The sequence below is a fragment of the Streptococcus oralis Uo5 genome (genome assembly GCF_000253155.1).
Taxonomy (GTDB): domain Bacteria; phylum Bacillota; class Bacilli; order Lactobacillales; family Streptococcaceae; genus Streptococcus; species Streptococcus oralis_L.
In genome coordinates, this window is record NC_015291.1 from 1,582,567 (window position 1) to 1,596,768 (window position 14,202).

Sequence of the window (14,202 nt, forward strand, 5' to 3'; positions counted from 1 at the left end):
TTGGACAAAAGGCTAAGAAAAAGGGCGGGATTCTTGTCCCGACCTCTCTACGTCTGATCTTTTGCTTCTTTGAGTTTGCCATAAAGAATATAGTCTACGTTTTGCAGATCCGCTATGGTGGCACAGTTAAGGGCACACATGATCAAACGCAGATCGTCTTTCCAGCCTTGGACAATGCCAATCACCTCTTCGACGGAATAGGTTTCAATCAACTCTAGAACGGTACGTGACAGTCCCACAGCCTTGGCTCCAAAGACCAGGCACTTAATCATATCCAGCGGGTTCCGAACACCTCCACTGACCAAGAGTTCGACCTTGTCTTTCCAGCCTTGGGCATTGAGAAGGGCTTGCATGGTGGATTGTCCCCATTGATTGAGGTAGTCACGCTGACCACTGCGACGATTTTCGATATAGGCAAAGCTAGTACCACCACGACCCGACAAGTCAACCGTTCGAACACCCAGTTCATAGGCTCTTTCGATAGTCTTCACATCCATCCCAAAGCCCACTTCCTTTAAAACGATTGGAACAGGGATGCGCTTACTGTAATCTGCTAGATGCGATTGCCAGTTTCTAAACTTCCTTTCTCCCTCAGGCATGAGCAATTCCTGCATGACATTGACATGCACTTGCAAAAGCAAAGGATTCATCTCTTGCACAGTCTGAAGTCCTAACTCAAAAGGCTTGTCCAAGCCAATATTGGTTCCTAGGAGGAGATTTGGATGGCTAGATTTGACAGAAAAAGAGTCATCTGTTGGATCTTTGAGGGCTGCGCTATAAGAACCCGTTACAAACAAAATCCCACAGGCTTCTGCCACCTGAGCCAGCTTTTGATTGATTTCTCTCCCCTTTTCGCTCCCACCTGTCATGGCATTGATATAAAAAGGAAAGTCCCATTTTCGACCAGCAAACTCAGTAGACAAATCAATCTCATCCAGGTCATAAAGAGGCAGGGAAGAATGAATCAACTCTACCTCATCAAAGCTATTATAGGAACTTTTTTGCTCAAGGGCATAGCGGATGTGCTCGTCCTTACGATTTGTCGTCATGTCCAATCCTTTCTTGGTATAAGAGCTCAATCCCCAGATCGGCCCAACGATTTTTTAAGGTTTCAGTTGATTGCGCATCAAAACTCAAGGCAATCCCACAGTCACCACCACCTGCACCGCTGCTCTTAGCAACAGCCAGCAAATCTTGACTGGCTTCTTTCAACTGTCTCAGCGAAGGTGTGTATATATCTGTGCTCAAACCTTCTAAAAGCTGACTGGCTGTTTCCACCTGCTCGATGATTTTTTCTGCATTCCCCTGCTCCAAGGCTTCTACCAAAGCAGATACCGTTGTTTTTGAGGAAGTTAAAAAATTCGGATTGATATTTTGTTTGATTTGTTGGACCATATTACTAGACACAGCCACTTCCTTAGTCCATCCCACTAGGAAATCACATTCTAGACCTGGTTGCACTTGTGAGATAGAAAAGCCCCAATCACGCTCCAAAACTGTTGCCAAGTTTTCTTCTTCCAACCACGCAGCTATCTTCTTTCGATCAAAAGACTGGTAGAGAACCAAATCCTCTGCAACGATACAGGCAAGGTCTCCCATGGAGCCATTATCGCCTCTCTTGAGCAAGACCGCGCTAGCCAGCTTGAACAAGAGTTCCGGATCAACCGTAATATCATATAGAGCCAGCAGGGCATTGATCACCAAGACAACGACGCTACCACTCGAACCCAGACCAAACTTTTTGCCTTCTCGTTCCATTTTTCCACGGATTTCCAAGGAAAAAGGTCGCAAGGCTTGCCTACGATAAACGAGGAAATCTTCCACTAGAGCAATCGTTTCTTGAATCAAGCTGTAGTCAGGATTTGGTGTCAAGTCTACTGCGAAATCAAACATGTCTGAGTAGATACGATAGTTCTCAGAAAAAGCAATCTCAGCCTTCATATAGATGGGAATAGCCTTTATCAAGGCTAACTGCCCTGGCTCTAGAATAGCATATTCACCTGCCCAATAGAGTTTCCCGCAAGTTTTAACAGCAATCATCTTGGCTCAAATCCTTTGTTTTTGACACAATCAAGCGATAACGTTGACCGAAAATTTCTGAGAGGTGTTCCAAGTCTTCCTCTTGACAGAGGACCTTGACATTGGGACCAGCATCCATGGTAAAGTAGCAGGCCTCTCCTTGCTCGCGAAGTTGACGGACAAAGTCCATAGCTTCATAAGTCGCATCCGTTAGATAAGAAAAGGCTGGCGATGCTGTTTTTGTCGTAGCGTGCATGGCTAGGGCATTTTTCTCCGTTAGTTCCCCAACCTTGGCAAAGTTATTCTCTTTGAGATAAACCAGCATATCCTGATAATCCTTCTCAGACTGGCGTACCCAGTCATCAAAGGTCGTCGAGGTTTCCACACAAAGTTTCATCCCATCACGGCTAGAAATTGGTTTTTTCTTGTCCTCTAGCACCAACATGATCATAGCTAGTTTCAAGTCTGTCTCTACAGGGTAAATCTCTCCACTATCCTTATCCCAGGCACCCAGTGGTCCATAAAAACTCCGAGAAGAAGAACCAGAAGCAAACTTAGCCTCCTGTGCCAACTGACTCCGATCCAAACCAAGCTGGAAATAAGAATTGCAAGCCTTTACCAAGGCGGACAAACCGCTGGAACTGGAGGATAAACCCGCTGCAGTCGGCATGTTGTTTTGGGTATCGATACGGACAAAGCCCTCACCTGCTGGACGATAGCGGTCGATAATCTTGCTCATCTTGGCATGCTCCGCCTCATTTTGGAGCTGACCATTGATATAAAAGGCATCAGCTGTCGCATGGGCTTGTAGAGGCGACAAGGTCGTCTCTGTATACATATTTTCCAAAGTTAAAGAAATACTGCTAGTAGCAGGAACCATCTCTTTTTCTTTTCTCTTTCCCCAGTATTTGATAATGGCAATATTTGCGTAGGAACGTACTGTTACAGGCTTTCGATCCATGTCTGAACAGCTCCTTTCTCTTCTAATCGTTTTGCTAGTTCTTGCGCTTGGTCCAGATTGGCTACCAAGGCGATAATACAGCCTCCTAGTCCACCACCACTCATCTTGGCACCTAGAGCACCATTGCTAAGAGCCGTTTCAACGAGGGAGTCTGCCTCAGGGCTGCTGACACCAATTTCTTTTAAATGTAAATGCGCTTGACTGAGGATTTGTCCCAGCCCTTCAGCATCTTTTCGTCCAATCGCATCTTCTGCTTGCTGGGTCAATTCTCCCAAGGCATGCAAAAACGGTAGGGCATCCTTCCCCTTGCTTTGAACCACTTGGATGGCTTCACGAGTGTGACCATACACGCCCGTATCAGCAATCACCAAATAGGCGGATAGATCCATCTCAAGCTCTGAAAATCCAACGTTTTTAATAAAGCGAATAGGCTGGTCGCTGAGACAGGTCTTAGCATCCAAACCACTTGGATTCATATGGGCAATCATTTCAGCCCGATTGACCAAGATTTCCAATACATCATGAGGCAAGTCGGCTTGATAGTAGTCAAAAACAGCTCGAATGGCTGCTATACTGATAGCTGCTGACGAACCCATCCCTCGTTTTTCAGGGATAGCTGAGTCAATCACACAGCGAATGCAGGCATCCTTGATATTTAGATGCTCAAGCGAAGCATACACCGCCATAGACAAGGTATCCTCCTCATAGAGACGCCATGGACTCGCTGCAGGAACTACCTTACAAGTCACTTCCACCTCTAAGAGAGGCAAGGAAATAGCAGGATAGCCGTAAACGACTGCATGCTCTCCTATTAAAATAATCTTACTATGTGCCTGACCGACACCAATTTCTTTTGTCATTTTTTCCTTTTGCTAGACGAAAAGACCGTCTTATTTATCATACAAGTATTTATTCTTTCCTATCTATTTTATTATATTTTCACAAAAAAAGCGATTGTTTCCTTCACAATCGCCTCTTTCATTATTGAACCCATTCGCCATTATAGTTGACGTAATAGCCTTCTACGGTCGTATTCACTGCTAAAGCACCTGAACTATAAGCGTAGTACCATTTGCCATTGACTTGGAACCAGCCTGTCTTCATATCGCCATTACTTGCATGTAGGTAGTACCAAGTTGAGCCGTCTTGAAGCCAGCCTGTTACCATAGCTCCTGATGAACGGAGATAGTACCACTTGTTACCAACATAAGCCCACCCTGTCTTCATATCACCATTTTGAGCATCTAAATAGTACCAAGATGAGCCTTCTTGATACCAGCCAGTCGCCATAGCTCCTGATGAACGAAGATAGTACCACTTATTGCCAAGTTGTTTCCAACCAGTTTGCATGATACCAGTTTCTGGATCTAAATAGTACCATGGAGCAGGTTTGCTTCTGTCAATGCCAAAAATAACATGAAAATCTTGAGTCCAACCCTTAGCCATTTCACCAATTGGTAGTGGATAGTAAGAATCATCGCCAGAATTTCCAAGCTTATTTAAATAATACCAATGACCATCTTCATAAATCCAACCTGTCTTCAAGGCGTAATCTTCATCGAAGTAATAGGTTCTCTTCTCGGTAGAAGGATTGTACTGTTCACCATATACTTTTCCTGTATTTTCAGACGATTTTGCCTCTAAGACTTGTTTCTCTGTCTGTTCTAGCAAAGCACCATCTTGTCCAAAATAGTACCACTTCTGTTGAAGTCCGATTTCTAAGACTGGATTGTTAGAGAATAAATTATCACGATAGCCTGTCCCAGGAATTTCTAAGTATTGCCAACCGACAACCATCTCTCCTCTACCACCAAAATAGTACATTTTCCCGTCTATTTTATGCCAGTAGATAGCCTTATTCTCATCTTTTATATAATATTTTCTATTGTCCTTTTCAGCAAACTGTCCACCTGTGGTATCCGCCAATACGGTACTTGTCGCTAGCAAAGCAAAGAAAAAGACTGCTAGTCCAACTTGCATCATTTTTTTCAAAAATTTCATTAGATTTTTCCTCCATAACTGATTGTAGCAAAGGTCTGATTGTATGTCAATATAGAAAAATTCACAAAAAAGCAGTTCCAAATGAACTGCAACTGCTTTTCTATTCTTGCATGGTGTAACCAACACCACGCACGGTTTTAATGTAGCTTTTTTGACCTTTTACGTCAAGCTTGCTACGTAGATAACGGATATAAACATCCACGATATTGGTTTCTGTCGCACTTTCATACTTCCAAACACTTTCCAACAACTGTTCACGAGTCAAGACCTTCTTGCTTCCCATGAGAGTGGCCAAAAGGTCATATTCACGGCGCGTCAGAGCAATCATCTCCTCGCCACGATAAACGGTATGATGTTCTACATCCATACGCAGGTTGCGATAAGACGTTGGAACCTTCATCTGACTACAGTGCTGGTCAATGAAGTCCCGACCTCGGAAAATCGCTGAAATACGAGCTACTAGATTATCAATAATCACTGGCTTATAGATGTAAGAAACGGCGAAGCGCTGGATTGTCTCAATCTGGTCTTGCAATTCTTCGCGATGGTCCAAGACCATAATCACTGAGGCTGGTTTTGTCCGACTCAGCTTGTCTGCAAAATCCTGGGCCGTCATATCCCCCAGATGAGCATTCAGTAAAATCAAGTCATAGTCCGTCTGGAGAGCCATGGAGAGGGCTTTTTGCCCCTCCTCTACAAGATCAACTCGGTATTGCTCTTTTTGGAGTTCCAGACTGAGAAAATGAGCGAGATTTCGTTCTTTCTCAAGTAATAAAATCCGTTTCCCCATGGCAGACCTACTTATTTTTCGTCATACCAAGAGTAGTGGAAGGTTCCTTCTTTGTCTTTACGTTGGTAAGTGTGGGCACCAAAGTAGTCACGTTGGGCTTGGATCAAGTTAGCTGGAAGGTCAGCTGAACGGTAGCTATCAAAGTAAGTAATAGCTGCTGAGAAAGTTGGTACTGGTACACCAGCTTGAACAGCAAGAGCTACGATATCACGCACTGCTTGTTGGTACTTGGCAGTAACATCCAAGAAGTACTCATCCAAGAGAAGGTTTGCAAGGTCTGCATCACGGTTGTAAGCATCTGTGATCTTTTGCAAGAAACGAGAACGGATGATACAGCCATCACGCCAGATAGAGGCGATGTCCGCAAATGGCAAGTTCCAGTTATTTTCTTTAGAAGCCACACGCAATTGGGCAAAACCTTGTGCGTATGAGATAATTTTTGAGAAGTAAAGGGCTTGACGAATCTTTTCGATCAACTCAGCCTTGTCTCCTTCAAACTTGAAGGCAGCTGGTTTTGGAAGCACCTTGCTAGCATGTACACGCTCTTCTTTGTATGTAGAGATGTAGCGAGCAAATACTGACTCAGTGATAAGTGACAATGGCACACCAAGGTCAAGTGATGATTGGCTAGTCCATTTACCAGTTCCCTTATTACCTGCGGCATCAAGAATGTAATCTACGATTGGTCCATCTTGACCTTCATCGTCTTTACGGCTCAAGATATCAGCTGTGATTTCGATCAAGTAGCTGTCCAACTCGCCCTTGTTCCACTCAGTAAAGATTTCAGCCATATCTTCTGCAGAAAGACCAAGCAAGTGTTGCATGAGGTCATAACTTTCTGCGATTAATTGCATGTCACCATACTCGATACCGTTGTGAACCATTTTCACATAGTGACCAGCTCCATCAGGACCGATGTAAGTCACACATGGTTTGCCATCTTCTGGTGCTTTAGCTGAGATTTCTTCGAGAACATCAGCGACCAATTCGTAGGCTTCTTTTTGTCCACCTGGCATGATAGAAGGACCTTCAAGGGCACCTTTTTCACCACCAGAAACCCCAGTACCGATAAAGTTGATGCCTGAGTTAGCCAATTCTTCATTGCGACGGATGGTATCTTTGTAGAAAGTGTTTCCTCCGTCAATCAAGATATCACCCTTGTCAAGGTGGGGAAGAAGGGCTTGGATAGTTGCGTCTGTACCAGGTCCAGCTTGAACCATCAGCATGATACGACGAGGTTTTTCGATTGAGTTTACAAAGCTTTCAACGTCATAGCTTGGCACAAAGTTCTTTTCAGGATGGCAAGCAATTACATCTTCTGTTTTTTCTTTACTACGGTTATAAATGGCAACTGTATAACCACGAGATTCGATATTTAGGGCAAGGTTACGACCCATTACGGCCATACCAACGACACCAAAGTTAGCTTTTGTCATGTGACACTCCTCTTGTTTAATATGTTTTATTTTATCATTTTTACCTATGAAAGGAAAGAATTTTGTAACGGAGTCCTAGTAGTCCAAGTCATCAGCGTGACCAGAACCATTCCCTACAAAGTAACCCGTCTTACAGTTGAGGGTGAAGAGATAGGTTCCATCTGGTTTATAGAGGTTGTAATAACCATTTCCGTTTACGATATTGACACGTTCTAGGATATATTGATTTCCAGTGATATAGCCACGAGCACGTGATGTTGCTAGGACTTGTTCCAATACACCATCCGCAAACGTCCAAGCAGGGTTGTTGCTATCGTCTACAGCTGATTGGTTGTACGGTACACGACTAGCACTTCTTTGAAGATTAACCCCATCGCCAGACAAACCACCATTCGTGTCTCTAGCTGGTGCCGTGTTGCTTGTTGAAGGTGTCGTACTACTTGCATTGCTTTCTGTTGCTGAACTTGAGCTTGCTTGACTCGTGCTAGAGCTCGAACTTGAGCTGGAAGCACTGGTTTGTTGACTCTTACCAAGACTAATGGCCTTATCCAAGAGTTTGTCTAGTTCTGTGTTACCTGTCTTGATTTCTGTAAACTTAGCATCTGCTTTGGCTTTCGCATTGGTATCCAAGACACCGTCAGTGATTGCTGGACTTTCAAAGAGGGCATTAACATCTTGAATGGCCTTGATTTGAGTTGCTAGGCTATCATATCTTGACTTAGCTAGTGTATATTCACGGCTACCTTCTAACTTATCTAGCAAGGTTTTCAGTTGGCTCAATTTATCAAACTGGCTGTTTTTCAGAGCTGTCTTATTGGCATCCGTATAGAAAGTATCATAGAGATCATTGAAGTCTTTCAAAGCTGTTTGTGTCCCTTGATCATCCGAAGAGGCTGCTTGAGAAGACTGGATTTCTTGGTTTGAACGAGATACTTGGCGGTAGACATAATATGTTCCAGCAAGCACAAGGATTGCAGCTACTACCGAAGCAATGATGATGACACCTTTCTTCTTAGAGCCTGTTTCAGGTTCTGTTTGAGCCGAACGTGATAGAGGTGTATAGGTCTCCTCTTCTTGTTCCTCATTTATTTGCTTGGGCTCTGTTTCTGTTAAAACGAGAGGCTCTATTTCAGTACTTTCTTCATCTTGAAGTGGTGGGACAAACTGAGTAGTCTCTTCATTTTCTATCTCTTCAATAGATTCCTCAGCAACCACGTCTGAATCGTCTACCTGTTCAGAAGATTCACTAGATTCACGAACTTCTTGGATCATTTCCTCTAGGTTTTGAGTAGAAGCCAGCTCTTCTTTTTTAAACTGACGAGTTTCAAACTTGTCGGCTTCGATTTCTTCACGGTGCTGTTTGATGTATTTGTCTAAGATACTGTCCTCAGGCAATACTCCTGCTTCAACCTCTTCATTCTTACGAATGACTTGACCAACAGTCAAGTCTTTTGCTTCGTCAAAGTCGAATTGTGGTTCTTGATGTCCTTTTTTATGACGATCACGTCTTTTCTTACTCATGAGTTCACCTTTCTATTTTTGCCTCTTGGCGTTTGACACGCTGACCAAAGTATTGATACAAATCCACTTTTAAGGTCCCGTTATAGAGTTTTCGCTTTTTATCAGCTGGACTTCCGTACTTGCTTTCAAAAGCTTCGTCACTCGTCAGGATAAACTTACTCCACGTTTTCAGTGGTGCAAAGACTTGTCCCATCTCAGTATAGAGCTTGGTAACTCCTGCATCATCAGACAAGCGTTCCCCATATGGTGGATTGGAAATGATAACGCCATTAATCTTGTCTGTACGCAAGTCCTGTACCCGCATTTGCTTAAAGGTGACATCACCTGCGACGCCTGCTGCTTGGGCATTTGCCTTGGCAATCTCCACCATGCGAGCATCAATATCACAGCCCATAATGTCCAGCTCAAGTTCACGATCCATTTTCTTAGCCGCCTCTGTGCGAACTTCCTGGATTAATCGATCGCTGACCCAGTTCCATTCCTCAAAAGCAAAGGAACGTCGAAGTCCTGGTGCCATTTTTCTGGCAATCATAGCCGCCTCTATACAGAAAGTTCCTGAACCACAGGTCGGATCAATCAAGGGCTTGTCTGGATACCAGTTAGATAGTTGTAAAATGGCCGCTGCCATATTTTCCTTGATAGGAGCTCCACCCTTTTCCGTACGATAACCGCGTTTAAAAAGGCTAGAACCTGTCGTGTCAATCATGACGGTTGCCACATCTTTCAGGATAGATACCTCGATCTTAAACTCGGGACCAGTTTCCATCAAGGGAACTCCTTCTGGACGGGCATAGTGTTTTTGTAATTTCTTCACAACAGCCTTCTTAGAAATAGCCTGAACACTGGGCTCGTTGTGGAGTTTAGACTTGACACATTTTGCCTTTGATATCGGGAAACGCGCTCCTAACGGGAGATAGCTTTCCCAATCTAGAGCAAAAACACCTTGAAAAAGCTCTTCAAAAGTCTTAGTTGGAAAACTTCCGACTACAATCTTGATGCGATCCGCTGCACGAAGCCACAGATTGGTCTCAATGATTGCCTTCACATCTCCTTGGAAGCGGACACGCCCATTTTCAACCTGGCAATCATAACCAAGGTCTCGCACCTCACGTCCAACGACAGCCTCGAGACCCGCCGCAGCAGTTGCGATTAAATTAAATTCTTTTTTCATTTCTAGTCTTGCAAGACCTTTCTCTTGTTCACTTTAAAAAATGAGGTTGAGAAAGATTTCTCAGCCCCAACCTATATGCAATTTTCTATAAGCCATGTTTTGTTCCAGAAGTGACTAGGACCACTTCCTTCGATAATCATCTGTCTACCGCTAACAGCATAAATCTGATAGCAGTCAGAGTACTACGTTCGTTTCCGTGCACTCCATGCCCCGACCAAAATTTGGGTTGCTAGCTTGAGGGGTTTACCGCGTTCCACTCTCTCTGTTTCCAGAAAGACTCCGTCACTGTGGCACTTTCAAGCCTATTCTGACCTATCCGAAGACTTAGCCATTTCGACTGCCGTAACGATTTCTCGTCCCTAGGCTTATGGATTCGCCTAGCACAAACACTACAGGCATCACAGCCTGTGCTAGCATGGACTTTCCTCATGAAAAGAGAAACTCTTCACGCGATTATCCAAAAATTGCACTCATTCCTTAGTCAATTATAAATCTTGGTTGTCTAAGATTTGCTTACCAAATACTTCTTTTTCGAGACGATTTAAGCGTTTCAAAATATCAAAGTTTGTCATTGAAGTAGAAGCTGTTACTTCAATAGAGTCTGGTTGAGTTGGCGCTACCTGTGGTTTATGAGATAATTCTTCCTTCAAATCAGCAATCTCTTGACGAAGGGATTTGACCAAAGCTGCGTAGGTTTCATAGTCCTTAATCACATCATCTAGGAATTCATCTACCTCTGCTTTGCTGTATCCACGTACTTCACGTCCAAATTCTTGTTCAAAAATATCTTTCGCTGAAAAAATAATACTTGCCATGTCTCTCTCCATTCTGGGTTACTAGTATTATTATATAAAAAAAGACAAGTAAAAATCAAGGTCAAAGGCTTACTTTTCAGAAAAATTTTCTACTATTTCATTCAAGTCCTCAAATGTTAATCTTCTTGTAACATAGTCCGCTTGATTTTTCATCATTTGGTAAAAATATCGTAACTTGGTTTCGTTTTCTTCTTCGTAAAAAAGGTAGCAAGTATCTGTATTTTCCAGCAGAAATTTCTGATAATCACGCAGTTGCCCCTTGTGCTCATATTGTGGATAGGCATATTTGACGAAGTCAACCTGCTTAAACTCACTCAATTTCGCTTGATTTGCTTCATTCCAATTACTGCCATGGGTTTCAAAATCAAAAATGGTCGCCAGCTGAAATCCATAATCTGCTTTCATTTCTTTCGCTACCTGAAGCGCCCAGTACTCAAAGCCCAAAGTCCCTGTAAAGACAAGCCATGTCACCCCATCCTCAGCTAGACGTTCCAGGTCTCTCCGAATGGCTGTTTTGATAATATCAACGCGAGTATCCTTGTCATTAAAGAGACCAAGGTCCAAGGCTGAATAGCCTAAAATCAAGGCTGATGTCATTTTTAACCCTTTCTTTGTAAATTTATGATATAATAGAGTGATGTTATTGTACCAATAAGGAGAATTATGGTCAACTATCCACATAAAATTTCATCTCAAAAGAGACAAGCACCCCTTTCACAAACTAAAAATTTCGCAAATCGGGGAATGTCTTTTGAAAAGATGATCAATGCTACGAACGACTACTATTTGTCGCATGGGTTAGCTGTTATTCACAAGAAACCGACTCCCATCCAAATCGTACGTGTCGACTATCCCCAACGAAGTCGAGCCAAGATTGTTGAAGCCTACTTTAGACAAGCTTCAACTACTGACTATTCAGGGGTTTATGATGGATACTACATCGACTTTGAAGCAAAGGAAACCAGGCAAAAACATGCGATACCGATGAAGAATTTTCATCTTCATCAGATCCAGCATATGGAACAAGTCCTTGCCCAGCAAGGAATCTGCTTTGTACTCCTTCACTTTTCTTCTCAGCAAGAAACCTACTTATTGCCGGCCGTTGACTTGATTCGTTTCTATCATCAAGATATGGGACAAAAGTCAATGCCACTTGGATATATTCGAGAAAATGGATATAGGATTGAGCCGGGTGCTTTTCCTCAAATTCCCTACCTCGACATTATCAAAGAACATTTACTAGGTGGTAAAACAAGATGAACAAACAAACTTTTCTGCGAATAGCTAAGTATGTCAGTATCAGTCTCTTAACTGTATTTATCGCAGCTGTAATGCTTGGTGGAGGTCTCTTCCTCTACTATGTTAGCAAGGCTCCAGAACTTTCTGAAAGTAAACTAGTCGCTACAACGTCAAGTAAGATCTATGATAGCAATGACGAGCTTATCGCTGATCTTGGATCGGAACGTCGGGTCAATGCCCAAGCAAACGAAATACCGACCGATTTGGTCAACGCTATTGTTTCGATTGAGGACCATCGCTTCTTTAATCACCGAGGAATTGACACGATCCGTATCCTAGGTGCTACCCTCCGAAACCTTCGTGGTGGTGGAGGTCTGCAAGGAGCTTCAACCTTGACGCAGCAGTTGATTAAGTTAACTTATTTCTCTACGTCAACTTCTGATCAAACTCTTTCTCGTAAGGCCCAGGAAGCATGGCTCGCCGTTCAGCTAGAACAAAAAGCGACTAAACAAGAGATCTTGACCTACTACATCAACAAGGTTTACATGTCAAACGGTAACTACGGAATGCAGACTGCTGCCCAAAGTTACTATGGCAAGGACCTCAAAGATCTAAGCATTCCTCAATTGGCTCTCCTTGCTGGTATGCCTCAGGCTCCAAACCAGTATGATCCATACTCGCATCCAGAAGCTGCTCAAGAACGTCGTAATCTCGTCCTCTCTGAGATGAAGGGGCAAGGTTACATTTCAGCTGAGCAATATGAAAAAGCGATTAATACTCCAATTACAGACGGACTCCAAAGTCTAAAATCGGCTAATAGTTATCCTCCATACATGGACAACTATCTCAAAGAGGTGATCGATCAAGTCGAACAAGAAACAGGCTACAATCTCTTAACGACTGGTATGGATGTCTACACCAACGTTGATCCTAAAGTTCAACAACATCTCTGGGATATCTACAATACCGACGAGTATGTCAACTATCCAGATGATGAAATGCAAGTAGCTTCAACGATTGTGGATGTGACAAACGGGAAAGTCATTGCTCAGTTAGGTTCTCGTCATCAAGCAAGTAATGTTTCATTCGGTACCAACCAGGCTGTGGAAACCAATCGTGACTGGGGTTCTTCTATGAAACCAATCACTGACTATGCTCCCGCTTTAGAATATGGAGTCTATGACTCTACTGCTTCTATTGTACATGATGTTCCTTATAACTATCCTGGTACTGATACTCCACTCTACAACTGGGATCATGTCTACTTTGGAAACATTACAATCCAGTATGCTCTTCAACAATCACGAAATGTCACGGCCGTTGAGACTTTGAATAAGGTCGGTCTAGATAGAGCTAAAACCTTCCTTAATGGTCTCGGTATCGACTATCCAAGCATGCACTATGCAAACGCCATTTCAAGTAACACAACTGAATCCAACAAACAGTACGGTGCAAGTAGTGAAAAAATGGCTGCTGCTTACGCTGCTTTTGCTAACGGTGGTATCTACCATAAACCAATGTATATCAACAAGATTGTATTTAGTGATGGTAGCTCAAAAGAATACGCTGATTCTGGTACTCGTGCCATGAAAGAGACGACTGCCTATATGATGACAGAAATGATGAAGACTGTCTTGGCATACGGAACTGGTCGTGGCGCTTATCTTCCTTGGCTACCTCAAGCTGGTAAGACTGGTACATCAAACTATACAGACGAAGAAATTGAAAACTACATCAAAAATACTGGTTATGTAGCTCCAGATGAAATGTTTGTTGGTTATACTCGCAAATATTCAATGGCTGTATGGACAGGTTACTCAAACCGCCTTACTCCTATCGTTGGCGATGGCTTCTATGTTGCAGCTAAGGTCTACCGTTCAATGATGACTTATCTGTCTGAGGATAACAACCCTGGCGACTGGACAATGCCAGAAGGCCTCTATCGAAGTGGTGAATTCGTCTTTAAAAACGGTGCTCGCTCTGCATGGACTGCTCCTGCTCCGCAACAGGCCCCAACACCTGAAAGTTCGAGCTCGACTTCAGAAAGTTCAACTTCACAGTCAAGTTCAACTACTCCAAGCACGAATAATAGTGCAAACAATAATACCAATAACCAGCAACCAAATACAACGCCTGGTCAACAAAACCAGAACCAAAATCAGAATCAGAATCCTCAACCAGCACAACCATAACATTTATCACCCAGAATATTCTGGGTGATTTTTTTCATAGAAGTATCGTATTTATGT

The 14,202-nt window shown here is 43.1% G+C and carries 13 protein-coding genes and 1 other RNA gene; 2 read left to right on the top strand and 12 right to left on the bottom strand.

All coding sequences use genetic code 11. The features are described 5' to 3' along the window. Window positions 1-47: 47 nt before the first annotated feature. The 12 genes from fni to SOR_RS08010 form a co-directional block, all read right to left on the bottom strand. Window positions 48-1,049, bottom strand: coding sequence for a type 2 isopentenyl-diphosphate Delta-isomerase (gene fni, locus SOR_RS07960; protein WP_000210654.1), 1,002 nt, complete (start codon window positions 1,047-1,049; stop codon window positions 48-50). Further along, window positions 1,033-2,040 carry a phosphomevalonate kinase gene (locus SOR_RS07965; RefSeq protein WP_000562392.1) on the bottom strand — a complete coding sequence of 336 codons (1,008 nt, stop codon included), beginning with the start codon at window positions 2,038-2,040 and terminating at the stop codon, window positions 1,033-1,035. The genes fni and SOR_RS07965 overlap by 17 nt, the downstream gene beginning before the upstream one ends. Continuing rightward, window positions 2,027-2,980 carry a diphosphomevalonate decarboxylase gene (gene mvaD, locus SOR_RS07970; RefSeq protein WP_000375376.1) on the bottom strand — a complete coding sequence of 318 codons (954 nt, stop codon included), beginning with the start codon at window positions 2,978-2,980 and terminating at the stop codon, window positions 2,027-2,029. The genes SOR_RS07965 and mvaD overlap by 14 nt, the downstream gene beginning before the upstream one ends. Continuing rightward, window positions 2,962-3,840, bottom strand: a complete 879-nt coding sequence (mvk, locus tag SOR_RS07975) for a mevalonate kinase (protein ID WP_000159501.1) — start codon at window positions 3,838-3,840, stop codon at window positions 2,962-2,964. The genes mvaD and mvk overlap by 19 nt, the downstream gene beginning before the upstream one ends. Before the next feature lie 121 nt (window positions 3,841-3,961). After that, the gene (gene cbpC, locus SOR_RS07980; RefSeq protein WP_000670354.1) at window positions 3,962-4,981 is read right to left on the bottom strand and encodes a choline-binding protein CbpC; all 1,020 of its coding nucleotides are present in this window, start codon (window positions 4,979-4,981) and stop codon (window positions 3,962-3,964) included. Window positions 4,982-5,081: 100 nt separating this feature from the next. Beyond that, complete coding sequence (locus tag SOR_RS07985) at window positions 5,082-5,771, bottom strand: response regulator transcription factor (protein WP_000518001.1); 690 nt, start codon at window positions 5,769-5,771, stop codon at window positions 5,082-5,084. Window positions 5,772-5,782: 11 nt separating this feature from the next. After that, the gene (gene gndA, locus SOR_RS07990; protein ID WP_000158778.1) at window positions 5,783-7,207 is read right to left on the bottom strand and encodes an NADP-dependent phosphogluconate dehydrogenase; all 1,425 of its coding nucleotides are present in this window, start codon (window positions 7,205-7,207) and stop codon (window positions 5,783-5,785) included. Between the two features lie 75 nt (window positions 7,208-7,282). Continuing rightward, window positions 7,283-8,728, bottom strand: coding sequence for a cell division site-positioning protein MapZ (gene mapZ, locus SOR_RS07995; RefSeq protein ID WP_000039243.1), 1,446 nt, complete (start codon window positions 8,726-8,728; stop codon window positions 7,283-7,285). Between the two features lie 4 nt (window positions 8,729-8,732). Then, window positions 8,733-9,899: a THUMP domain-containing class I SAM-dependent RNA methyltransferase gene (locus SOR_RS08000; protein WP_000711360.1), complete on the bottom strand. Its 1,167-nt coding sequence runs from the start codon at window positions 9,897-9,899 to the stop codon at window positions 8,733-8,735. Between the two features lie 83 nt (window positions 9,900-9,982). Beyond that, window positions 9,983-10,364: RNase P RNA component class B (rnpB, locus tag SOR_RS09790), an RNA gene on the bottom strand. Window positions 10,365-10,384: 20 nt separating this feature from the next. Continuing rightward, window positions 10,385-10,714: a cell division regulator GpsB gene (gpsB, locus tag SOR_RS08005; RefSeq protein WP_000146523.1), complete on the bottom strand. Its 330-nt coding sequence runs from the start codon at window positions 10,712-10,714 to the stop codon at window positions 10,385-10,387. A 69-nt stretch (window positions 10,715-10,783) separates the two neighbouring features. Continuing rightward, window positions 10,784-11,311, bottom strand: coding sequence for an SLOG family protein (locus tag SOR_RS08010; protein WP_000199585.1), 528 nt, complete (start codon window positions 11,309-11,311; stop codon window positions 10,784-10,786). 66 nt (window positions 11,312-11,377) lie between these two features. Here SOR_RS08010 and recU point away from each other — a divergent pair, with 66 nt between their 5' ends. After that, window positions 11,378-11,974: a Holliday junction resolvase RecU gene (recU, locus tag SOR_RS08015; protein WP_000248758.1), complete on the top strand. Its 597-nt coding sequence runs from the start codon at window positions 11,378-11,380 to the stop codon at window positions 11,972-11,974. Further along, window positions 11,971-14,145, top strand: coding sequence for a penicillin-binding protein PBP1A (pbp1a, locus tag SOR_RS08020; protein WP_001041839.1), 2,175 nt, complete (start codon window positions 11,971-11,973; stop codon window positions 14,143-14,145). Before recU ends, pbp1a begins: the two co-directional genes overlap by 4 nt. Window positions 14,146-14,202 lie beyond the last annotated feature (57 nt).